We start from the raw sequence: 21,880 nt of genomic DNA on the forward strand, positions 1-21,880 counted from the left end.
TGTTGAGTTCTCAAGGAACGGACGCTTCCTTTGTACTCACCCTCTCGGGCTTTCCTCCGGGCTTTCGCTCTTCGTTCTTGCGTTTCCGACTCTATCAGAGTCAGTTCCGCTCGCTTTCCGGGGTCTTCGCTTTCGCGCTTTCCCTTTCCGGCGGTTCCAACCTTACCAGATCCTTTCCGCCCCGTTTCCGGAGTGGAATTGAATTCGGTGGCCGTTGGAGGGCCTTTCCCTTTCGGGCGGATCAGACTTTATCAGGTTTCCCTGGTCTTGAATCCCACCCGCTCGCGCATGACACGTACGGGCACACGTGTGTGCCCGGGGTGTTGTGCGAGGTGGAGCCGTAAACGTACTGGAGCGGGGCCCCGGATGCAAATCCGGTTGCCCCGCTCCAGTGACGGCGCTACGGCGAGGCTCAGACCTCGACGACGACCGGGAGGATCATCGGGCGGCGGCGGTAGCCGTCCGAGACCCACTTGCCCATGGTCCGGCGGATGAGCTGCTGGATCTGGTGCGGCTCCGCGACGCCGTCGGCGGCGGCGCGGGCGATGGCTTCCTCGATCTTCGGCAGGACCGACGTGAAGGCCGAGTCCTCGATGCCGGAGCCGCGGGCCTGGATGTTCGGGCCGCTGACGACCTTGCCGGTGGTGCTGTCCACCACGACGAAGACCGAGATGATGCCCTCGTCGCCGAGGATCCGGCGGTCCTTGAGCGAGGACTCGGTGACGTCGCCGACCGACAGGCCGTCCACGTACACGTACCCCGCCTGGACCTTGCCGGAGATCCGGGCCTTGCCGTCGATCAGGTCGACGACCACGCCGTCCTCGGCAATGACGATGCGGTCCTTGGGGACACCCGTCATGGCGCCGAGCTCGGCGTTGGCGCGCAGGTGGCGCCATTCGCCGTGGACCGGCATGAGGTTCCGCGGCTTGCAGATGTTGTAGAAGTACAGCAGCTCGCCGGCGGAGGCGTGGCCGGAGACGTGCACCTTGGCGTTGCCCTTGTGCACGACGTTGGCGCCCCAGCGGGTCAGGCCGTTGATCACGCGGTAGACCGCGTTCTCGTTGCCCGGGATCAGCGACGACGCGAGGATCACGGTGTCGCCGGGGACGATCCGGATCTGGTGGTCGCGGTTGGCCATGCGGGACAGGGCCGCCATCGGCTCGCCCTGGGAGCCCGTACAGACCAGCACGACCTCGTCGTCCGGCAGGTCGTCGAGGGTCTTGACGTCGACGACGAGGCCGGCCGGGACGCGCAGGTAGCCCAGGTCACGGGCGATGCCCATGTTGCGGACCATCGAACGGCCGACGAAGGCGACCCGGCGGCCGTACTCGTGGGCGGCGTCGAGGATCTGCTGGATGCGGTGCACGTGGCTCGCGAACGACGCCACGATGATCCGCTTCTGGGCGCTCGCGAAGACTCCGCGGATCGCGTTGGAGATGTCGCGCTCCGGCGGGACGAAGCCCGGGACCTCGGCGTTCGTCGAGTCCGAGAGGAGGAGGTCGATGCCCTCTTCGCTCAGACGCGCGAAAGCGTGCAGGTCGGTGAGGCGGTTGTCCAGCGGCAGCTGGTCCATCTTGAAGTCACCGGTGCACACGACCATGCCGGCGCCGGTGCGGATCGCCACGGCCAGGGCGTCCGGGATGGAGTGGTTGACCGCGATGAACTCGCAGTCGAAGGGGCCCAGGTTCTCGCGCTCGCCTTCCTTCACCTCGAGGGTGTAGGGGCGGATGCGGTGCTCCTGGAGCTTGGCCTCGATGAGGGCCAGCGTCAGCTTGGAGCCGATCAGCGGGATGTCCGGCTTCTCCCGCAGGAGGTACGGGACGGCGCCGATGTGGTCCTCGTGGCCGTGCGTGAGGACGATGCCCTCGACGTCGTCGAGCCGGTCCCGGATGGACGAGAAGTCCGGCAGGATCAGGTCGATGCCCGGCTGCTCCTCTTCGGGGAAGAGAACGCCGCAGTCGACGATCAGCAGGCGGCCGTCGAACTCGAAGACGGTCATGTTGCGGCCGATCTCGCCGAGACCGCCCAGAGGGGTGACCCGGAGGCCGCCCTTGGGGAGCTTCGGCGGCGCGCCGAGTTCAGGGTGCGGATGGCTCAAAAGTATCTCCTCACCACACACGCCACGTACCTCGTCGTAAGGCACGTGGCGCGCATGTCATTCGTGCACTTGCATTCGTCTGGTTTGTTCGTCTTGCTTATTCAGTTGTGAAGTCTGATGTCAGAGCTGTACCCCGCCGGCGGCAAGATCGATCTTGAGCTGGGCCGTCTCTTCGGCCGTCAGGTCGACCAGCGGGAGGCGGAGCGGGCCGGCGGGCAGGCCCTGCAGGTTCAGCGCGCCCTTGGTGGTGATCACGCCCTGCGTGCGGAACATGCCGGTGAAGACGGGCAGCAGCTTCTGGTGGATCTCGGTGGCCTTCTGGACGTCGCCGCCCAGGTGGGCTTCGAGCATCGCGCGGAGCTCGGGGGTGACCACGTGGCCGACGACGGAGACGAAGCCGACGGCGCCGACGGACAGCAGCGGCAGGTTCAGCATGTCGTCGCCGGAGTACCAGGCGAGTCCGCTCTGGGCGATGGCCCAGCTGGCGCGGCCGAGGTCGCCCTTGGCGTCCTTGTTGGCCACGATCCGGGGGTGCTCGGCGAGCCTGACCAGGGTTTCGGTGTTGATCGGGACGCCACTGCGGCCGGGGATGTCGTAGAGCATCACCGGGAGCTCGGTGGCGTCGGCGATCGCCGTGAAGTGCCGGTAGAGGCCCTCCTGCGGCGGCTTGCTGTAGTACGGGGTCACCGCGAGCAGGCCGTGGGCGCCGGTGCGCTCGGCCTGGCGGGCGAGCTCCAGGGTGTGGCGGGTGTCGTTGGTGCCGATGCCGGCGACGACGTGGGCCCGGTCGCCTACCGCTTCGAGGACGGCTCGTACGAGGTCGTTTTTCTCCGCGTCGGTGGTGGTCGGGGACTCGCCGGTGGTCCCGTTGATGATCAGGCCGTCGTTGCCTGCATCCACCAGGTGGACGGCGAGCTGCTGCGCGCCGTCGAGGTCGAGTGCGCCATCCGCCGTGAACGGCGTGATCATGGCGGTGAGGACCCGCCCGAAGGGGGTCTGCGGAGTCGAGATCGGAGCCATGGGTAACACGCTACTCGCTGCCATGCTCGCGTTGTCCCCTCGGGGGACGTCAAGAGGGTGTGGCTCCCGGCACGGGCCGGGAGGGTTGTTGGATCCCGGCACTGCCTGCTCGGGGGTTCAAGCAGTGCCGGGTCCGTTTGATCAGCCTAGATGAACTTTACGAAACGTGGCAATACGGACACTTCGGACTTGACTCCGCACATCTGTACGCCATGGGCTCATCCGTCCCCATCGGGCCGTATCGGCCCTTACGGGGCGACGCGTCCGTTGGCGTTGTACGCGGCGTGCGTGAGCGGCATGAGCGAGGCCCAGTGCCGCTCCATCTTCTCGCCGACCATCTCGATCTCCCGCTGCGGGAAGGACGGGGTGGTCGCGAGCTCGTGCTGCGTGCGCAGGCCGAGGAAGTGCATGAGGGAGCGCGCGTTGCAGGTGGCGTACATCGAGGAGAAAAGTCCGACCGGCAGGACCGAACGGGCAACCTCCCGGGCCACGCCCGCCGCCAGCATCTCCTGGTAGGCCTCGTAGGCCTGACGGTACGAGTCCTCCATGACCCGGCCCGTCAGTTCCTGCTGGGCCGCGGTGCCCTCGACGAAGACGTACTTGCCGGGGCGGCCCTCCTGGACGAGCTTGCGCTCGGCGTCCGGGACGTAGAAGACCGGCTCCAGCTCCCTGTAGCGGCCCGATTCCTCGTTGTACGACCAGCCGACGCGGTGCCGCATGAACTCGCGGAACACGAAGATGGGGGCGCTGATGAAGAAGGTCATCGAGTTGTGCTCGAACGGGCTGCCGTGCCGGTCGCGCATCAGGTAGTTGATGAGGCCCTTGGAGCGCTCCGGGTCCTTCTGGAGCTCCTCGAGCGACTGCTCGCCGGCCGTGGAGACACGGGCGGCCCACAGCACGTCGGAGTCGGCGGCGGAGTGCTTCACCAGCTCCACCGTCACATCACTGCGGAAGCTGGGTTTCAGGTCTGAAGCGGCGGTCTCGCTCACCGGGGGTCCTTCCGAACGACTCTCTTGGGGCGCGCCCACTCTACGGCGCGGCTCACGGCTCGACGCGCAGCTCTCCCGCCGGACCGGGAGGCGGCCCGGTCACCCTTTCAGCTGACGCCCAGCCATAAAATTTGGTTAATGTCCCGAATTCCGGCACCGATTGGGCGGTTCGTACGTCTTTACCAGTAGACGTCATACGTACCCGCCACCGCCGCCCCCGGGCCCCGACCGTGAGGAGAGTCGCTCTATGTTTCGCCGGAGCGAGCCCGTCCCGTTCGCCTTCGTCGCCGAGGCCGACCGCTTCCGCAGCAATGTCACTCCGCCGCCGCGCGAGCGTCTGGGCACGGCCCAGATAGCCGCCCGTAGTCTGGTCGGGCTGACCGTGGTGGCCGGGCTCGTCGGCTCCCTGCTTTTCGGCATGCCGGCACTCCAGCCCCACCAGGCGCCCGCCAAGTCGCAGCAGTCGGAGGCCTCCGAGGGGCGGTAGCCTCACGGTCAAGCCCAACCGAACGTGCATGTGAGTGAGGTACAGCCGTGCCCCTGCCCTTCTTGACGGCCGACCGCGCGTTCGACGCGCACGAAGACAGTGCCGGCGAGGACGTACTGGCCCACGAGGACCCCGACCGCTGGCGCAGGCCGTACCGGCCGGGGCCCTGGCGGGTGGCCGGCGCCGCGCTGCTGCTCCTGCTGGCCGCTTTCATGCTGCTCTCCACGATGATCATCGCGTTCGCGGGCACCTGGGCCGGCGCCCTCGTCTGCCTGGCCGCCGCGCTCTGCGTGATCGGGTCCGCGCTGCGGATTCTCGTGACGGGCGTATGGGTGAGCCCCGCGGGGCTGCGCCGGGTGTCCTTCTTCCGGACCCGCTCGATCGCCTGGGACGAGATCACCGAGGTCCGTACGGTCCAGCAGCCGGTGCGCTGGCTGGGGCTGCCGCGGACCGTCCAGGGCCAGGCCCTGACGGCGGCCGGGCGCGGCGGCGCGGAGCTGCCGGTGCTGCTGACCGACCACAATGCCGATTTCCTGTCGCGGACCGAGGCGTTCGACCGGGCCGCCGACACGGTCGAGGCCTGGGCCGAGGAGTACCGGGCCGTGCCCGCCTGACACCGGCGTGCAGTGCCCTGGAAGCCCGTACGGGATCCGCTCAGGCGGCCTGTACGGGCTTCCGGGGTTTCGGGGCTTCGGGTGGCTTTACGGGGCCTCCGGGCGGCCCGCCCTAGCCGCGCGGTCCGCCGTGCAGGGCGATGGCCCGCTGCATGGCCTTGCGGGCCCGCGGGGTGTCGCGGGCGTCGTGGTAGGCGACGGCGAGGCGGAACCAGCTGCGCCAGTCGCCCGGCGCGTCCTCCGTCTCGGCCTTGCGGCGCGCGAAGACCTCGTCGGCGGAGTCGCGCAGGATCCGGCCGTACTGGTCCCGCTCCAGCTCGTCGACGGGCAGTCCGCCCTCGGCCTCCAGCTCGGTCGCGAGCTGGTTCGCCCTGGTCACGAACTGCGTGTTCTTCCAGAGGAACCAGACGCCGATGACCGGCAGGATCAGCACCGCGGCACCGAAGGCCACGGTCAGTGCGGTGCCCTGCCGGATCAGCATCACCCCCCGGCTGCCGACCAGGACGAAGTAGACGACCAGGACGGCGGCCGTGAGGAAGTAAGTGATCTTCGCGCGCATGGGACTACTGCCTGCTCATCAGCCGAGGTCGAGGAAGTTTTCCAGGCCGAACGTGAGGCCCGGGTGCTGCACGACGCGGCGCGCGCCGAGCAGGATGCCCGGCATGAAGCTGCTGTGGTGCAGGGAGTCGTGACGGATGGTCAGGGTCTCGCCCTCACCGCCGAGGAGCACCTCCTGGTGGGCCAGCAGGCCGCGCAGGCGGATCGCGTGCACCGGGACGCCGTCGACGTTCGCACCGCGTGCGCCGTCGAGGGCGGTGGCCGTGGCGTCGGGCTGCGGGGCGCAGCCGGCCTCGGCGCGGGCGGCCGCGATGAGCTGCGCCGTGCGGGTCGCGGTGCCGGAGGGGGCGTCGACCTTGTTCGGGTGGTGGAGCTCGACGACCTCGACGGACTCGAAGTAGCGGGCGGCCTGGGCGGCGAACTTCATGGTGAGGACGGCGCCGATGGAGAAGTTCGGGGCGATGAGCACACCGGTCTGCGGGGAGCCGGCCAGCCAGGTGTCCAGCTGGGTGAGGCGCTCCTCGTTCCAGCCGGTGGTGCCGACCACCGCGTGGATGCCGTGGCCGATGAGGAAGTCGAGGTTCCCCATGACCGACGCGGGGGTGGTCAGCTCGACCGCGACCTGCGCGCCGGCCTCGGCCACCGTCTCCAGTTTGTCGCCGCGGCCCAGCGCGGCCACCAGCTCCATGTCCTCGGCGGCCTCGACGGCCTTGACCGCTTCGGAGCCGATGCGGCCCTGGGCACCGAGAACCGCTACCCGCAGCTTGCTGCTCATGCTTCTTCGCTTCCTGTCGTACGGGCCGGGCACCGGCCGGCGGCGGCCTGTGCCCGGCCCCGGGGTGTCAGGGTCTCAGGCGACCGCTTCGTCGAGGCGGGCGGCCTGCTTCTCCTTCAGCGGGCCGACCACCGCGAGCGAGGGCCGCTGGGCCAGGACGTCGGCGGCGACCGCGCGGACGTCGTCCGGGGTGACGGACGCGATCCGGGCCAGCATGTCGTCGACGGACATCTGGTCGCCCCAGCAGAGCTCGCTCTTGCCGATGCGGTTCATGATCGCGCCGGTGTCCTCCAGGCCGAGGACGGTGGAGCCGGACAGCTGGCCGATGGCCCGCTTGATCTCCTCGTCGGCGAGCCCTTCGGAGACGACCTTGTCGAGCTCGCCGCGGCAGATCCGCAGCACGTCGTGGACCTGGTTCGGGCGGCAGCCCGCGTACACGCCGAAGAGGCCGGTGTCGGCGAAGCCCGAGGTGTACGAGTACACGCTGTAGGCCAGGCCGCGCTTCTCCCGGACCTCCTGGAAGAGGCGGGAGGACATGCCTCCGCCGAGGGCGGTGTTCAGCACGCCGAGCGCCCAGCGGCGCTCGTCGGTGCGGGCCAGGCCCGGCATGCCGAGGACCACGTGGGCCTGCTCGGTCTTGCGGTTGACCAGCTCGACGCGGCCGGAGGTGCGGATGCGCTTGGTCCCGGTGCGCGGTCCGATCGGCTCGGCGTCGGTGTGCCCGAGGGCGCCGGCCTTCTCGAAGGCCGCGCGGACCTGGCGTACGACCTTGTTGTGGTCGACGTTGCCGGCCGCGGCCACCACCAGGTGGCGGGGGTCGTAGTGCTTCTTGTAGAAGCGGCGGATCCGGTCGGCGCCGAGCGCGTTGATCGTGTCGACGGTGCCGAGGACGGGGCGGCCCAGCGGGGTGTCCCCGTACATGGTGTGCGCGAACAGGTCGTGGACCATGTCGCCCGGGTCGTCCTCGGTCATCGCGATCTCTTCGAGGATGACTCCGCGCTCGGCGTCGACGTCCTCCTCGCGGATCAGCGAGCCGGTGAGCATGTCGCAGACGACGTCGATCGCCAGCGGCAGGTCGGTGTCGAGCACCCGCGCGTAGTAGCAGGTGTACTCCTTCGCCGTGAAGGCGTTCATCTCGCCGCCGACCGCGTCGATCGCGGAGGAGATGTCGAGGGCGCTGCGCTTGCCGGTGCCCTTGAAGAGGAGGTGCTCGAGGTAGTGCGTGGCACCGTTGAGCGTGGGCGTCTCGTCCCGGGAGCCCACGTGCGCCCAGATGCCGAAGGTGGCGGAGCGGACCGAGGGCAGCGTCTCGGTGACGATGCGCAGTCCGCCGGGGAGGACCGTGCGCCGGACGGTGCCGATGCCGTTCTCGCCCTTGAGGAGGGTTTGGGTACGGGCGACGGCCCGCCCCTCCGAAGAGGGGCGGGCCGTCACACGGGAACTACGCGACGTCACTTGTCGGAGTCGTCCTTGTCAGCGTCGTCACCGGCGGCCTCGCCGTCGATCACGGGGATCAGGGAGAGCTTGCCGCGCTGGTCGATCTCGGCGATCTCCACCTGGACCTTGGTGCCGACCGCGAGCACGTCCTCGACGTTCTCCACGCGCTTGCCACCGGCGAGCTTGCGGATCTGCGAGATGTGCAGCAGGCCGTCCTTGCCCGGGAGCAGGGAGACGAAGGCACCGAAGGTGGTGGTCTTGACGACCGTACCCAGGTAGCGCTCGCCGACCTCCGGCATGGTCGGGTTGGCGATGCCGTTGATCGTGGCGCGGGCGGCCTCGGCGGCCGGGCCGTCGGCGGCACCGATGTAGATGGTGCCGTCGTCCTCGATCGTGATCTCGGCGCCGGTGTCCTCCTGGATCTGGTTGATCATCTTGCCCTTGGGGCCGATGACCTCACCGATCTTGTCCACCGGGATCTTGACGGTGATGATCCGCGGGGCGTTCGGGGACATCTCGTCCGGCGTGTCGATCGCTTCCATCATCACGTCGAGGATGTGGAGGCGGGCGTCGCGGGCCTGCTTGAGGGCCGCGGCCAGGACGGAGGCCGGGATGCCGTCCAGCTTGGTGTCCAGCTGGAGGGCGGTCACGAACTCCTTGGTGCCGGCGACCTTGAAGTCCATGTCGCCGAAGGCGTCCTCCGCACCGAGGATGTCGGTGAGGGCGACGTAGTGCGTCTTGCCGTCGATCTCCTGGGAGATCAGGCCCATGGCGATGCCGGCGACGGGGGCCTTGAGGGGCACACCGGCGTTCAGCAGCGACATGGTGGAGGCGCAGACCGAGCCCATGGACGTCGAACCGTTGGAGCCGAGGGCCTCGGACACCTGACGGATCGCGTACGGGAACTCCTCGCGGGTCGGGAGGACCGGCACGATCGCGCGCTCGGCGAGCGCGCCGTGGCCGATCTCGCGGCGCTTCGGCGAACCGACGCGGCCGGTCTCGCCGACCGAGTACGGCGGGAAGTTGTAGTTGTGCATGTAGCGCTTGCGGGTCACCGGGGAGAGGGTGTCCAGCTGCTGCTCCATGCGGAGCATGTTGAGGGTGGTGACGCCCAGGATCTGGGTCTCGCCACGCTCGAACAGCGCCGAGCCGTGCACGCGCGGGATGGCCTCGACCTCGGCGGCGAGGGTACGGATGTCCGTGATCCCGCGGCCGTCGATGCGGACCTTGTCCTTGATGACGCGCTCGCGCACCAGGGCCTTGGTCAGGCTGCGGTAGGCGGCGGAGATCTCCTTCTCGCGGCCCTCGAAGGCCGGGAGGAGCTTCTCGGCGGCGATGTCCTTGACGCGGTCGAGCTCGGCCTCGCGGTCCTGCTTGCCCGCGATGGTCAGCGCCTGGGCGAGGTCGCCCTTGACGGCGGCCGCGAGGGCCTCGTACACGTCGTCCTGGTAGTCCAGGAAGACCGGGAACTCGCCCTCGGGCTTGGCGGCCTTGGCCGCCAGGTCCGCCTGGGCCTTGCAGAGGGCCTTGATGAAGGGCTTCGAGGCGTCGAGGCCGGCGGCCACGATCTCCTCGGTCGGCGCCTCGGCGCCGCCCTTGACCAGGGCGATGGTCTTCTCGGTGGCCTCGGCCTCGACCATCATGATCGCGACGTCGCCGTCCTCCAGGACGCGGCCCGCGACGACCATGTCGAAGACGGCGTCCTCGAGCTCGGTGTGCGTCGGGAAGGCCACCCACTGGCCGCGGATCAGCGCGACGCGGACGCCGCCGATCGGGCCGGAGAAGGGCAGGCCGGCCAGCTGCGTGGACGCGGACGCGGCGTTGATCGCGATGACGTCGTACAGGTGGTCCGGGTTGAGCGCCATGACGGTGGCGACGACCTGGATCTCGTTGCGCAGGCCCTTCTTGAAGGACGGGCGCAGCGGGCGGTCGATCAGGCGGCAGGTGAGGATCGCGTCCTCGGAGGGGCGGCCCTCACGGCGGAAGAAGGAGCCGGGGATCTTGCCGGCCGCGTACTGCCGCTCCTCGACGTCCACCGTCAGGGGGAAGAAGTCGAGCTGGTCCTTGGGCTTCTTCGACGCGGTGGTGGCGGAAAGCACCATCGTGTCGTCGTCCAGGTAGGCAACGGCGGAGCCGGCGGCCTGGCGGGCCAGACGGCCCGTCTCGAAGCGGATGGTGCGGGTGCCGAAGGAACCGTTGTCAATAACGGCCTCGGCGTAGTGGGTCTCGTTCTCCACTAGCGTTTTCTCCATTTTCGTCGTCTCCGTCCGCTGCCCGTGTGGCTGCGGACGGTGTCGGAGAAGCGCTCCTTGCGTGCGGGCCGGTCTTCGATCGAAGTACCCGGTTCGGTGCCCGTGGGGCTTTCCGGGTACCACTACCGAGGACCGGCGGCCTGGGAGGGCGCTCCTCCTCATTCAGTTGTGCACGTGGTTCGCCATGCACGTTGCGTCCAGACTACAAAGCGTCCGGTACGTCCCGCACGTAGAGCGCCAGCACGTACAGCAAAGGGAGCGGCCCCCTCAGTGTGGGAACCGCTCCCTTCACAGCGTCTTTACTTGACGCCGGCCGCACCGCGGCGGATGCCGAGGCGCTCGACCAGCGTACGGAAGCGCTGGATGTCCTTCTTGGCCAGGTACTGCAGCAGGCGGCGACGCTGGCCGACCAGGATCAGCAGACCACGACGGGAGTGGTGGTCGTGCTTGTGGGTCTTGAGGTGCTCGGTCAGGTCCGTGATGCGCTTGGAGAGCATCGCGACCTGGACCTCGGGGGAGCCGGTGTCGCCCTCCTTAGCACCAAACTCGGCGATGATCTGCTTCTTCGTAGCGGCGTCGAGCGACACGCGTACTCCTCGTATAGGTCTTCGTGGCCACCGAGTGCCCCAGGTCGAATTCTCTGGGGATCTTCCGTAACTCGGGAGGCGGGGTCCGCTGAGCGCAGCCTCCAGAAGGTTTCCGGGGGCGCGTACACAAACGGCCGTCACACAGCGTACCAGGCTGCCGCGCGGCCCCTGTCTCAGCTGGTGAGAGCGCGGGCCCGGGCGTACACGTCCAGCACGGCGAGGGCCAGCGGGACAAGACTGAGCAGTACTGCCGCCTCGGTGAGGTCGAGCAGCCGTCCCCAGAAGGGTGACAGGCCCTTGCGCGGGATGACAAGCGCAATTCCCGCGAGGAGGGCCGCGCCGGCGGCGACGGCGGCGGAGAGCCAGATCGTACGGAGGTCCAGGCCGCCGCGGTCGTGGTACTGGACGAGCTCGCGGACCAGGTCGGCCGGCGGGTGCAGGGCCAGGCCCAGGATCAGCAGGGCGATGGCGGCCAGACCGGCGACCAGGGTGCACACGACCTGGGAGGTGTAGCGGAAGAGCCGGGCGCGCAGCAGCATGGCCAGCCCGGTGGCCAGGGCCAGGAGGCGGCCCCAGGTGTTGTCGGAGAAGCCGAGGACGGCGGCGGAGCCGACGGCGACCGCGGCGCAGCCGCCGACCAGGCCGAGCAGCATCTCGTGGCCGCGGCGGGCCTGGGCGGCGATGGCCTCGGCGTCGAGCGGGGTGCCCGGCTCGTGCTGCTCGGGGCCGGAGGGGTCGCCGTACGGCTCGGTCTCGTAGCGGTCCGGGGTCTCGTAATCCTCCACGGCGCTCTGCGGGGCGGCGTAGCCGATGGGCAGCCGGGCGAAGCGGGCGGAGAGGCCGGGCAGGAAGGCGACGAGGCCGATGGCGACGGGGGCGCAGACGGCGGCGGCCCCGGTGGCGGAGGCCTCGGTGACGATGGCGACGAAGGTGGCCAGGGTCCCGGTGGCGGCGAGGAAGGTGGCCGCGACGAAGGGGGCGTCGCCGTGAGGGGTGAGCGCGACCAGGGCGACGGAGGCGACCAGGACGCAGACGCAGCCGAGCAGGAACTGGAGCCGGCCGGGTCCCTCGCCGGCGCCGGCGGCGATGATCCCGGAGCCGGCGATCAGCAGGAGCGGGAGGGCGCCTAGGCCGAGGGCGACGGCGGAGCCGCGGTCGCGGTAGACCCGGGCGCGCACCCCGGCGGCGGCGGTCAGGAGCACGCCCGCGGCGCCGGCGACGATGCCGGGCAGGCCGTGCATGTCGTGGCGGACCGGGTCGGCGTACCAGAGGACGAAGCCGAGCAGGACGAGCAGCAGGGCGGCGCCGATCAGGCCCGCGCCGCGCAGCATGTCGTCGCTCCAGAGGTGGCGGTCGCGGACGACGGCGGAGGCGACGGCGTCGGAGACGTCGTCGAAGACCGCGGGCGGCAGCGAGTCGGCGAACGGGCGCAGGCTCAGCACCTCGCCGTCGAGTACCTGCTGGGCGGCGAGCGTGCGGGCGCCGTCGAGGACGGTGCCGTCGCGGCGGACCAGGTGGAAGCCGGTGGGCGCGCCGACGGGCTGGGTCTGGCCGGTGAGGCGCAGCAGTTCGGGATAGACGTCGGCGACGGCGATGTCCTCGGGGAGAGCGACGTCGATCCGGCTGTCGGGAGCCACGACGGTGACCCTGCAGAAGCCCGTCGTTGCGGCCGTACTCACCTGTGTGACCCCCCTGGTTGGCGAAGCGGGTGCAAGCACCGCTGCCTTGGATTCGCCGTGGATTCGCGGATGCGCATACTGCGCGGGCCACCCTACCGGGCGTATGAGTGACTGTCGGCAAGTAGGATCACCGTCGCGCAGGGGAGACCCCCTTCGCGCCCGGGACTTGGGGGCGCCGGTTGCGACGTCCCGTCCGTTTTCGAGGGATTGATGCTCCGGTGAGTCAGATCGTCGTCAAACGCCCGCCGCGGTCCTTGCCGCCCGAAGTTCCTTCGGACGAGCTGAGGCTGGAGGCTCCGCCGGAGCTTCCCCGCGGGCAGCAGGAGGGCATGCTGATGCAGCTCCTGCCGATGCTCGGCATGGGCTCCTCGGTCGTCTTCTTCTTCATGCCGGGTGCGGCGCCCTTCATGCGCATCATGGGTGTGCTGATGCTGGTGTCCACGGTGGGCATGGTCCTGGCCCAGCTGGTGCGCCACCGGCGCGGTACGCAGGGGCAAATGGCCGATGTGCGCCGGGACTACCTGAAATATCTCGCGCAGACCCGCCGTCAGGTCCGCAGGACCGCGCGGGCGCAGCGCGACGCCCAGTTGTATCTGCACCCGGCCCCCGAGCAGTTGTGGTCGGTGGTGGCCGAGGGTTCGCGGCTGTGGGAGCGGCGCGTGGGCGACGAGGACTTCGGGCAGGCCCGGCTCGGGCTGGGCGCGCAGCGACTCGCGACTCCGCTGGTGGCGCCGGACACGGCGCCGGTGGACGAGCTGGAGCCGCTGACGGCGGGCGCGATGCAGCGCTTCCTGAAGGTGCACTCCTCGCTGGACGGGCTGCCGGTGGCGGTGTCGCTGCGGGCGTTCTACCACGTGACGGTGTCCGGGGAGCCGGAGTCGGCGCGCGGGGCGGCGCGGGCGCTGGTGGCGCAGCTGGCGACGCTGCACTCCCCCGAGGACCTGGTGGTGGCCGTGGTGGCGGCGCCCGGGGCGGTGCCGTCCTGGGACTGGACGAAGTGGCTGCCGCACACGCAGGTGCCGGGGCAGGTCGACGGTGCCGGTACGAAGCGGCTGTTCAGCGATGACCTGACCGAGCTGGAGGGGCTGCTGGCGCCCCGGCTGGAGGGGCGGCCGCGGTTCAGCCGGGACGTGTCCCCGGTGCTGGACCAGCCGCACCTGGTCGTCGTACTGGACGCGAACTCCCGCGGCGGCCTGGTGCCGCCGGACTCGGCGTTCGCGGCGGCCGAGGGGTTGCAGGGCGTGACCATCGTCGAGGTGGTCGCGGGCGAGCTGGACGAGCCGCGCGGCGGGCTGTCGGTCGTGGTGCGGCCGGGCCGGCTGCGGCTGGAGTCGGGCGCGGGGATCGCGTACGAGGGCGTACCGGACACGCTGTCGCTGCCCGCGGCGGAGGCGCTCGCGCGGCAGCTCGCGCCGCTGCGCACGGGTGGCGGGGACGACGACGAACCGCTGCTGGCCAACCTCGACTTCACGGACCTGCTGAACCTGGGCGACGCGGCCTCGATCGACGTGGCCCGGACCTGGCGGCCGCGCTCGGCCGGTGAGCGGCTGCGCGTGCCGATCGGCGTCGGCGAGGACGGCGCGCCGGTCATGCTGGACCTGAAGGAGGCGGCGCAGGAGGGCATGGGCCCGCACGGCCTGTGCGTGGGCGCGACCGGTTCCGGCAAGTCGGAGCTGCTGCGCACGCTGGTGCTGGGCCTGGCGGTCACGCACACCTCGGAGACGCTGAACTTCGTACTGGCCGACTTCAAGGGCGGTGCGACCTTCACGGGCATGGGGCAGATGCCGCACGTGGCCGCGGTCATCACCAACCTGGCCGACGACCTCACGCTCGTGGACCGCATGGGCGACTCGATCCGCGGTGAGCTGCAGCGCCGGCAGGAGCTGCTGCGCTCGGCGGGCAACTACGCGAACATCCACGACTACGAGAAGGCGCGCGCGGCGGGTGCCCCGCTGGAGCCGCTGGCCTCGCTGGTGCTGGTCATCGACGAGTTCAGCGAGCTGCTGACCGCGAAGCCCGACTTCATCGACATGTTCATCCAGATCGGCCGCATCGGCCGGTCGCTGGGCGTGCACCTGCTGCTGGCCTCGCAGCGCCTGGAGGAGGGCAAGCTGCGCGGGCTGGACACGTACCTGTCGTACCGGATCGGTCTGCGGACCTTCTCGGCGGCGGAGTCGCGGACCGCGATCGGCGTGCCGGACGCGTACCACCTGCCCTCGGTGCCGGGTTCGGGCTACCTGAAGTTCGGTACGGACGAGATGACGCGCTTCAAGGCGGCGTACGTCTCGGGCACCTACCGCTCGGGCGGACCGGACCTGTCGGTCGGGCTGTTCCCGGTGGAGCGGCGGCCCGCGCTGTTCACGGCGACCCCGGTGCCGGTCGTGTACGCGGCGCCGGACCCGGCGTACCTGGCGGCGCAGACGCAGCGGGAGGACGACGCGCTCGCGGACACGGTGCTGGACGTGATCGTGGGCCGGCTGGAGGGGCAGGGGGTGCCGGCGCACCAGGTGTGGCTGCCGCCGCTCGACCAGGCCCCGCCGCTGGACCAGCTGCTGCCGGCGCTGGCGCCTTCGGCGGAGCGGGGGCTGCACGCGGAGGGGTACACGCGGCCCGGCGGGCTCGTCGTACCGCTCGGCCTCATCGACAAGCCGTTCGAGCAGCGCCGCGAGGTGCTGTACCGGGACTTCTCGGGTGCGGCGGGCCACATGATGGTGGTCGGCGGCCCGCAGTCGGGCAAGTCGACGCTGATGCGGACGCTGATCTCCTCGTTCGCACTGACGCACACGCCGCGCGAGGTGCAGTTCTACGGGCTGGACTTCGGTGGCGGCAGCATGTCGTCGATCTCCGAGCTGCCGCACGTGGGCGGGATCGCCTCGCGCCTGGACCCGGAGCGGGTGCGGCGCACGGTCGCGGAGGTGGGGGGCATCCTCAACCGCCGCGAGGAGTTCTTCCGCGCGAACAACGTCGACTCGATCGGCACGTACCGGCGCCGGCGCGCGGCGGGCGACCTGCCCGGCGAGGCGTGGGGCGACGTGTTCCTCGTCATCGACGGCTGGGGCGGCTTCCGGACGGAGTACGAGGGCCTGGAGCCGGTGGTCACGGACATCGCCTCGCGCGGTCTGGGCTACGGCATCCACGTGGTGATCACGGCGGCGCGGTACATGGAGGTGCGGGCCGCGCTCAAGGACCAGATGCTGAACCGTCTGGAACTGCGGCTCGGCGACGTCATGGACTCCGAGTTCGACCGCAAGGTCGCGGCGAACGTGCCGACCGGGATGCCGGGCCGCGGCCAGGTCGCGGAGAAGCTGCACTTCCTGGGCGCGCTGCCGCGCATCGACGGCGCGCACGACCCGGAGGAGCTGTCGGAGGCCACGGCCGCCTTCGTGTCGGCGGTGAAGCAGAACTGGGCGGGGGCCGCGGCTCCCGGCGTACGGCTGCTGCCGCGGCTGCTGCACGCCGACCAGCTGCCCCGGGGCGGGGACCAGCCGGGGCGCGGGCTGGCCATCGGCATCGACGAGACGGACCTGGAGCCGGTGTTCGTCGACTTCGAGAGCGACCCGTTCTTCCTGGTGTTCGGCGAGAGCGAGTCCGGCAAGACGAACCTGCTGCGGTTGATCTGCCAGCAGATCGCGGAGCGGTACACCCCGGAGCAGGCCCGCCTCGTCGTCGGCGACTACCGGCGCAGCCTGCTCGGGGCGCTGCCGGAGGAGCACCTGCTGGAGTACGCGCCGATGGCGAGCTCGCTGCAGACGCACATGGAGGCGCTGGGCGGGGTGTTCTCGCGCCGGCAGCCGCCGACCGACGTCACTCCGCAGCAGCTGCGCGACCGCAGCTGGTGGACGGGCCCGGACGTGTTCATCGTCATCGACGACTACGACCTGGTGGCCACGAGCCAGGGCAATCCGCTGGCCCCGCTGGTGGAGTACCTGCCGTTCGCCCGCGACACGGGTGTCCGCTTCATCATCGCGCGCAACTCGGCGGGCGCGTCGCGTTCGCTGTACGAGCCGTTCATGCAGCGCTTCAAGGAGCTCGGCGCGCAGGGCGTGGTCCTGTCGGGCGACCCCTCCGAGGGCGACCTGATCGGCAACGTCCGCCCCCGCCCGATGCCCCCGGGCCGCGCGTACTTCTCCTCCCGCAAGCGCGGCACGTCCCTGGTCCAACTGGGCCGCCTGCCGGGGATGTAGAGGTCCCGGGGCCCGGGCGAGCCGTCGCCCGGGCCCCGAGGATCTTGACGGCATCTTTCCGCGCACTTTCTGGATCGTGCGCAAACCCCCTGTTTACGATCAAGTTCCACCGAACGGGGAGGGCGGATCATGCCGGGGGAACGGAATGCCGCGGCTCGGGCCGTCGTGCTGGCGGGCGTGCTCGTCGTGGGGGCGGTCGGGTGCGGGAGCGATGCCGGGCAGAAGCCCGATCCCGAGGCGGTGGCGCTCGTCAGGGCCGCGAACGCGCAGATGGAGCGGGAGTCGTTCCGCTCGACCGGATCCACCACCGCTTTCCCCGGCGCGAAGCAGGAGACGTGGTCCGATCCGGCGCAGGGTCTCCACATGGAGGTCACGGGCGGTGCGCTGGGTACCGTCTACTGCAAGGACGGGACCAGCTACACGAGCGCCGGCCTCTTCGCCGAGGCGCTGCGCCGGCGCGGCAAGGAGATCACCGTCCCGCCCCGCCTCCAGGGGATGTACGTGACGACGAAGGCCGACGGCGGCTGCGCCGTGTACTACCGGATCGCGGAGACGGCCCACCGGGTGCCGGGCCGGGACGGGTCGGTCGACGGCAAGCGGGTCTCGGCGGTCGAGGTCGCCGAGGGGGGCTCCAAGGACGTCTATTCCATCGAGGACGCGACGAAGCGCCTGCTGAAGCTGGAGTCGCGGCGCGAGGGCGGCGAGGTCAGCACCACCGCGTACGACTCCTTCGGCCAGAGCGTCACGATCACCCTGCCGGTCGCGGAGAAGGTCATGCCGCTGGACGCCTTCCGCTACCAGGTCAGCGGGTGAGTCGGGGAAACCCGCCCCCGCCCCCGCGCGCAGCACCGATAATCGGGAGGGAAGACCGCGGGAGCACCGCACCGCCGAGGGAAAGGCCGCACATGGGCACTCAGCAGGAGAAGGACGAGCTGTACGCGCTCGACATCAGCGGCGTGGAGTGGGAGGGGCCTCCGGGGTCCAGCCCCGACGAGGAGCGGGTCGAGATCGCGCGGCTGCCCGAGGGCGCGGTGGCCATGCGGTCCTCGCTCGACCGGGACACCGTCCTGCGCTACACGGCGGCCGAGTGGGAGGCCTTCGTACTCGGGGCCAGGGACGGGGAGTTCGACCTCGACCGCGGCCCGCGCTGAGTTCCGTACGCCGCAGCGGCACGAAGGGGCGCGCCCGAACCGGGCGCGCCCCTTCTTCGCATGCGGCCTACCGGCTCAGTAGGACTCGGTGAACAGGCGCGAGGCCTTCACGTCGGTGGCGCGGTAGTCGCCCTTGCCGCGCTCGATCAGCGTGGCGACCTGCTCCAGCTGCTTGTGCATGTGGTCGGCCTTGCCCTTGTACTTCCCCTGGAGGGTGACGTACGCCTGGTGCGCCTCACCGTCCCAGGTGTCCGTGACGACCTTCAGGGCCTGGTCCATCTCCTCCAGGTCCGTCATGATCTTCTTGGAGACGATGCGGATGCGGTTCGCCATCTCCTGGACGCTCTCATACCGGACCTTGGTGTGCCCGCCGTCGGGACCGGACATGTTGTACTCCTTCACGCTGAGTTGAGTGGGAACGACGTGACGTCGTAAGACCTGGGCGGCAGGTCAGATGCCGTCGAGGCCCGAGCCGCCCTTGCCGGCGCCGGCCTGCACCGTCTTGAACGCCGCGCGCACGTCGTCGTCCTGCGCGTTGCTGAGGTTCTTGGTCTGCGCGACCGCGTTGTGCAGCACACCGAGCAGGCGACGGATCTCGTCGTGGTCCTCGTTGACGACCGTCTGGGCGGAAACGAAGCCCCCGGCACCCACACCGGTCCAGCCGGCGCTCACCGTGGCGAGGATGTCCGCCAGCTCGCGGGACTGGGAGGTGACGGCTCGGGCCGTCGTCTCGATCTTGTTCTTCGCCTGGACGATCGGATCGTCTGCGAGTCCGAAATTGCTCATCCGAAGCTCCTCACTTCTCAATTCGCCGGCAGAACCGGCGGATTGCGCAGCGGAAGGAAGGTTCCGGGCGCGGATCTGAGCCACGCGCCACCGGAAATCCCCTCCGCCTCACGCGATCCCCCGATCACAGTCGTGAAGCCTGGTGTCACTCTAGCCAGTTCATCTGACAGGCCCAACACCGGTGGCCCGCTACCGTAGATGAACTGTGACGGTTCACTGCAAACGGCCCCGGCGCTTGCGCGCGTCGCGCACCACCGTCGCCGTGCCCGCGATCACCGCGATCAGCACGCCCGCGATGCCGAGAGCGTACGTGCCGAACCGCTCCTCGCGCTCCTGCGCCGTCTCGGTCATCCGCAGCGCCGCCGCCTCGGGCGCGGCCGCCGGGGGCGGGCCCGGGTCCGGGACGGGAGCCTTGGGCGCCTCGTGGTCCTGCGTAACCGCGCGCACCGGGTCCACGACTCCCCATCCGACGTAGTCGTCACGGCCGTTGACCGATCGCTCGGCGGTTCCCTGGATCTGCCAGATGATCTGCTGCGGGGTCCAGTCCTCGTGCTTGGCGCGCAGCAGGGCGGCGAGCCCGGCCACGTACGGCGCCGAGAAGCTGGTGCCGTTGTCGATGCACTGCCCGAAGCCGGGGACGGTGGAGACCATGTCCACGCCGGGCGCGGCGACCCCGATGAAGTCGCCGGGCTGGGAGAACGCCGCCCGCTCGTTGTTGCGGTCCGAGGCGGCCACGGCGAGGACGCCGGGGAAGGCAGCCGGGTAGGTCTTGCGCTTCTCTCCGGTCATGCCGTCGTTGCCCGCCGAGGCCACGACCACGACCTTGGCGTCGACGGCCCGCTGGACCGCCTTGCCGAGCTCGGAGTCGGCGTTCAGCGGGACGTCGGTGTCCTGGGAGATGTTGATGACCTGGGCGCCCTTGGACACGGCGTGGTCGATCGCCTGGCCGAGCGAGAGGGCGTTGCCCTTGCCCTGCCCGTCGTTCTGCCGGATCGGGATGATCGTGGCGTCGGGGGCCAGGCCGACGAAGCCGGTGCCCTCCTGCGGGCGGGCCGCGATCAGTCCGGCCACCTTGGTGCCGTGGCCGACCGTGTCGGTGGTGCCGTCGCCGCCCTTGGGGTCGATGAAGTCCTTGCCCGCACCCACGTCTATGGCCCCGCTGAGCTGCGGGTTCGCCCGGTCCACGCCGGTGTCGATGACCGCGACGCGGACGGGCTTGCCGTTCTTGTCCTTGCCCTTGGTCTGCGCCCAGAGCGCGTCGAGCAGCAGCCGCTGGAGGGCCCAGGGGCGGTCGGCGATCTGCTTCTTCATGGGGAAGGTGCACTCGCCCGCGCCCGCGAGCGCCAGCGGGGCGGCCTGCGCGCGGACGGGCTCCGGGTACGGAGCCGCCGCCGCGGCGGCGCCGGCCGTGGCGGTCGCAGCGGACAGGGCGGCGACGGCGAGCGCGGCGCCGGCGAGCGCACCGCGCGCGTACGGGGACATACGGATCGGCATCGGCATCGGCATCGGTGGCGTCCTCACGAACCCTGTGGCTGGCGGGCGGAGTTGGTGTCCAGGCGCGGCCCCTTCGAGAGGAACTCGGACCAGGCGATGGGCACCAGGGCCGGTGTGACGGTCCCGTAGCCGAGCCGGATCTGCGCCTGGCTGGCCTCGGGCCGGCCGTCGGCGGTGGCCTGGCCGTTCTGCTGGTCGGGGGCCCCGATCTTCGACTTCTCGGCGTCGCTGTCCCCGTTGGCCTGCACCGCGTACCGCAGGCCGGTGTCGGTGACCAGGAAGAGGGAGCCGCCCGCCGTGGTCTGCCGCCCCTGGACCTGCGTGTAGAGCAGCCCCGAGCCCGGCGTGACGTACGCGCTGGTGCCGCTGGCGGTGATGTCGATGGGGAATCCGGTGCCGGCCCAGGTGCTCAGCGTCTGGCTGCCCTGGCCGTCGACCGAGCGCAGCACGTTGCACACCGTGTCGCGGGCGCCGGCGCCCTGGGCACCCGCGGCGTCCGCCGTCATGTTGATCCGGTCGGACTTCTTCTGCGGCAGCTTGGCCTCGCCCTTGAAGGCCGTGGCGTCCGGGTTGAGGGACTGGAGGTCGACCTCGTGGGGCTTGCCGTGCATGTTGAGGCCGTCGGTCGCGGGCGCCGAAATCAGCAGCCACGCCATGAAGTCGGAGACCGGGGCGACCTTCCCGGGCAGGACGACGTAGTGCTGCGCGCCGGAGCCGGTCTGCGCCACCAGCACCATGCCGACCTTGTTGTCGGCGGTGGTCAGGCCCTGGACGTCCGCCTTCGTGCCGGCCGGGACCGGCAGCTGCGGGAAGGCCAGGTCGTCCCCGGAGTTGAGGGTGGCCAGCCACGACTCGGTGACCTGCTGCGGGGTGGCGCCGGTACTGCCGACCAGCGCGTTCGTCATCTTCCCCGCGTCCGCGCCGCCTTCGGGGAACTTGTACTTCGTCCCCGAGGCGTCGACCAGGTAGCGCTCCTTGGCCCCGCCCGTGCTCTGCACGTACAGCATCTGCGTGTCGGTGAGCTTGCGTCCGTCGTCCATCAGCCCCGCCTCGCGGTCGGCGAGGACGAACGTCGCGGTCTGCACGGTCTTGCCGTTGCCGCCCGGCGCCTGGCAGACGGCCCACCGCTTGGCCTTGCCCGCGTCCTGCGGGGCGGGCAGCCGGTCGGGCGCGTACGGGATGCCGATGATGGGCCCGCGCGGCGGCTTGCCCGCGTCCAGGACCTTGTCGTCTATCTGGATGACCTTGAACTTCTGCGGATCCAGCAGGAGTCGGGCGGAGGCGAGGTTGAGCACCGGGTGCAGCCGGGTCTGGTCCTTGCCGTTCACCTTCGTCGTCAGCACCACGTACCGGGTCGTCGACTGCTTGCCGACGATGACCTTCGTACCGGCCTCGTCCCATCCCTTGGGGGCCTGCGGCTTGAACATCCCCCACGCGCCGAACGCGGCGAGTACGAGCGCCCCCGCGACCAGCCCGGGCAGGACCGCGCGCAGCGGGCGCGGCGCCCCTTCCTCGGAGCCCGTGGCGGAAGGCTGGAGGAACGCGGCCACCGTGCGCCGCTTCGCAAAGGTGTACGCGTTGAGTTCATCACGTCGTGATGCCATGACCGCCTGCTTCTCCCCGCATCGGCCCGGTCGGTGAGTACGGTCCCCGGGCCTCGATTGTCGGACCGGGCACCTACTATGCCTCTTGACGGAGGGTGGGTACGGGCCGGGTAGGGTGAGGCCGCCGCTCACTGCCTCCGGACCGCACGGATCAGCACGGGACTA

At 70.5% G+C, this 21,880-nt stretch carries 18 protein-coding genes; 5 read left to right on the top strand and 13 right to left on the bottom strand.

Annotation, left to right across the window (positions count from 1 at the left end; all coding sequences use genetic code 11):
* Window positions 1–412: 412 nt before the first annotated feature.
* The 3 genes from IF02_RS0127145 to thyX form a co-directional block, all read right to left on the bottom strand.
* Window positions 413–2,098 (bottom strand): ribonuclease J, encoded by a 1,686-nt coding sequence (locus tag IF02_RS0127145; protein WP_030161418.1) that lies wholly within the window; start codon window positions 2,096–2,098, stop codon window positions 413–415.
* 120 nt (window positions 2,099–2,218) lie between these two features.
* Window positions 2,219–3,118 carry a 4-hydroxy-tetrahydrodipicolinate synthase gene (dapA, locus tag IF02_RS0127150; RefSeq protein WP_030161419.1) on the bottom strand — a complete coding sequence of 300 codons (900 nt, stop codon included), beginning with the start codon at window positions 3,116–3,118 and terminating at the stop codon, window positions 2,219–2,221.
* Between the two features lie 248 nt (window positions 3,119–3,366).
* Window positions 3,367–4,107 carry an FAD-dependent thymidylate synthase gene (gene thyX / locus IF02_RS0127155; protein WP_030161420.1) on the bottom strand — a complete coding sequence of 247 codons (741 nt, stop codon included), beginning with the start codon at window positions 4,105–4,107 and terminating at the stop codon, window positions 3,367–3,369.
* Window positions 4,108–4,354: 247 nt separating this feature from the next.
* On the opposite strand from thyX, the gene IF02_RS0127160 reads away from it, so the two are divergent.
* Together IF02_RS0127160 and IF02_RS0127165 are read left to right on the top strand one after the other, a co-directional pair.
* Window positions 4,355–4,594: a hypothetical protein gene (locus tag IF02_RS0127160; RefSeq protein WP_030161422.1), complete on the top strand. Its 240-nt coding sequence runs from the start codon at window positions 4,355–4,357 to the stop codon at window positions 4,592–4,594.
* Between the two features lie 47 nt (window positions 4,595–4,641).
* Window positions 4,642–5,208, top strand: coding sequence for a PH domain-containing protein (locus IF02_RS0127165; protein ID WP_030161424.1), 567 nt, complete (start codon window positions 4,642–4,644; stop codon window positions 5,206–5,208).
* Window positions 5,209–5,320: 112 nt separating this feature from the next.
* On the opposite strand, the gene IF02_RS0127170 is transcribed toward IF02_RS0127165, so the two are convergent.
* The 6 genes from IF02_RS0127170 to eccD form a co-directional block, all read right to left on the bottom strand.
* Window positions 5,321–5,767, bottom strand: coding sequence for a hypothetical protein (locus IF02_RS0127170; protein WP_030161425.1), 447 nt, complete (start codon window positions 5,765–5,767; stop codon window positions 5,321–5,323).
* Between the two features lie 18 nt (window positions 5,768–5,785).
* Window positions 5,786–6,541, bottom strand: a complete 756-nt coding sequence (gene dapB, locus IF02_RS0127175) for a 4-hydroxy-tetrahydrodipicolinate reductase (RefSeq protein ID WP_030161428.1) — start codon at window positions 6,539–6,541, stop codon at window positions 5,786–5,788.
* A 75-nt stretch (window positions 6,542–6,616) separates the two neighbouring features.
* Entirely contained in the window at window positions 6,617–7,996 is a 1,380-nt protein-coding gene (locus tag IF02_RS0127180; RefSeq protein WP_030161430.1) for a M16 family metallopeptidase, read from the bottom strand.
* Complete coding sequence (locus IF02_RS0127185; RefSeq protein WP_030161432.1) at window positions 7,993–10,215, bottom strand: polyribonucleotide nucleotidyltransferase; 2,223 nt, start codon at window positions 10,213–10,215, stop codon at window positions 7,993–7,995. The genes IF02_RS0127180 and IF02_RS0127185 overlap by 4 nt, the downstream gene beginning before the upstream one ends.
* A gap of 314 nt (window positions 10,216–10,529) precedes the next feature.
* Window positions 10,530–10,817, bottom strand: a complete 288-nt coding sequence (rpsO, locus tag IF02_RS0127190; protein WP_030161433.1) for a 30S ribosomal protein S15 — start codon at window positions 10,815–10,817, stop codon at window positions 10,530–10,532.
* 173 nt (window positions 10,818–10,990) lie between these two features.
* Window positions 10,991–12,496, bottom strand: coding sequence for a type VII secretion integral membrane protein EccD (gene eccD / locus IF02_RS0127195; RefSeq protein ID WP_030161435.1), 1,506 nt, complete (start codon window positions 12,494–12,496; stop codon window positions 10,991–10,993).
* 218 nt (window positions 12,497–12,714) lie between these two features.
* Here eccD and IF02_RS0127200 point away from each other — a divergent pair, with 218 nt between their 5' ends.
* From IF02_RS0127200 to IF02_RS0127210, 3 genes are all read left to right on the top strand, one after another.
* On the top strand, window positions 12,715–16,680 hold the full coding sequence (locus IF02_RS0127200) for a type VII secretion protein EccC (RefSeq protein ID WP_030161437.1): 3,966 nt from the start codon (window positions 12,715–12,717) through the stop codon (window positions 16,678–16,680).
* Between the two features lie 129 nt (window positions 16,681–16,809).
* Window positions 16,810–17,493 carry a hypothetical protein gene (locus tag IF02_RS0127205; RefSeq protein ID WP_158708576.1) on the top strand — a complete coding sequence of 228 codons (684 nt, stop codon included), beginning with the start codon at window positions 16,810–16,812 and terminating at the stop codon, window positions 17,491–17,493.
* Between the two features lie 92 nt (window positions 17,494–17,585).
* A complete protein-coding gene (locus IF02_RS0127210; RefSeq protein WP_030161442.1) occupies window positions 17,586–17,831 on the top strand; it encodes a DUF397 domain-containing protein in 246 nt (81 codons plus the stop codon).
* A 75-nt stretch (window positions 17,832–17,906) separates the two neighbouring features.
* Here IF02_RS0127210 and IF02_RS0127215 read toward each other — a convergent pair whose 3' ends face one another.
* The 4 genes from IF02_RS0127215 to eccB form a co-directional block, all read right to left on the bottom strand.
* Entirely contained in the window at window positions 17,907–18,218 is a 312-nt protein-coding gene (locus tag IF02_RS0127215; RefSeq protein WP_030161444.1) for a WXG100 family type VII secretion target, read from the bottom strand.
* A 63-nt stretch (window positions 18,219–18,281) separates the two neighbouring features.
* A complete protein-coding gene (locus tag IF02_RS0127220; RefSeq protein ID WP_030161445.1) occupies window positions 18,282–18,617 on the bottom strand; it encodes a hypothetical protein in 336 nt (111 codons plus the stop codon).
* A gap of 213 nt (window positions 18,618–18,830) precedes the next feature.
* Window positions 18,831–20,123, bottom strand: a complete 1,293-nt coding sequence (mycP, locus tag IF02_RS0127225; RefSeq protein ID WP_234318344.1) for a type VII secretion-associated serine protease mycosin — start codon at window positions 20,121–20,123, stop codon at window positions 18,831–18,833.
* A gap of 11 nt (window positions 20,124–20,134) precedes the next feature.
* Window positions 20,135–21,715, bottom strand: coding sequence for a type VII secretion protein EccB (gene eccB / locus IF02_RS0127230; RefSeq protein ID WP_030161451.1), 1,581 nt, complete (start codon window positions 21,713–21,715; stop codon window positions 20,135–20,137).
* Window positions 21,716–21,880: the final 165 nt, after the last annotated feature.

Origin of the sequence: Streptomyces sp. NRRL S-244 (genome assembly GCF_000717915.1) — a bacterium.
Lineage (GTDB): Bacteria > Actinomycetota > Actinomycetes > Streptomycetales > Streptomycetaceae > Streptomyces.

Excerpts from the sequence above, each read along its gene's own strand:
- dapA (WP_030161419.1), bottom strand. The coding sequence starts at position 3,118 with ATGGCTCCGATCTCGACTCCGCAGACCCCCTTCGGGCGGGTCCTCACC.
- IF02_RS0127160 (WP_030161422.1), top strand. The coding sequence starts at position 4,355 with ATGTTTCGCCGGAGCGAGCCCGTCCCGTTCGCCTTCGTCGCCGAGGCC.
- IF02_RS0127170 (WP_030161425.1), bottom strand. The coding sequence starts at position 5,767 with ATGCGCGCGAAGATCACTTACTTCCTCACGGCCGCCGTCCTGGTCGTC.
- dapB (WP_030161428.1), bottom strand. The coding sequence starts at position 6,541 with ATGAGCAGCAAGCTGCGGGTAGCGGTTCTCGGTGCCCAGGGCCGCATC.
- IF02_RS0127205 (WP_158708576.1), top strand. The coding sequence starts at position 16,810 with ATGCCGGGGGAACGGAATGCCGCGGCTCGGGCCGTCGTGCTGGCGGGC.
- IF02_RS0127210 (WP_030161442.1), top strand. The coding sequence starts at position 17,586 with ATGGGCACTCAGCAGGAGAAGGACGAGCTGTACGCGCTCGACATCAGC.
- IF02_RS0127215 (WP_030161444.1), bottom strand. The coding sequence starts at position 18,218 with ATGTCCGGTCCCGACGGCGGGCACACCAAGGTCCGGTATGAGAGCGTC.
- IF02_RS0127220 (WP_030161445.1), bottom strand. The coding sequence starts at position 18,617 with ATGAGCAATTTCGGACTCGCAGACGATCCGATCGTCCAGGCGAAGAAC.
- mycP (WP_234318344.1), bottom strand. The coding sequence starts at position 20,123 with ATGCCGATGCCGATGCCGATCCGTATGTCCCCGTACGCGCGCGGTGCG.
- eccB (WP_030161451.1), bottom strand. The coding sequence starts at position 21,715 with ATGGCATCACGACGTGATGAACTCAACGCGTACACCTTTGCGAAGCGG.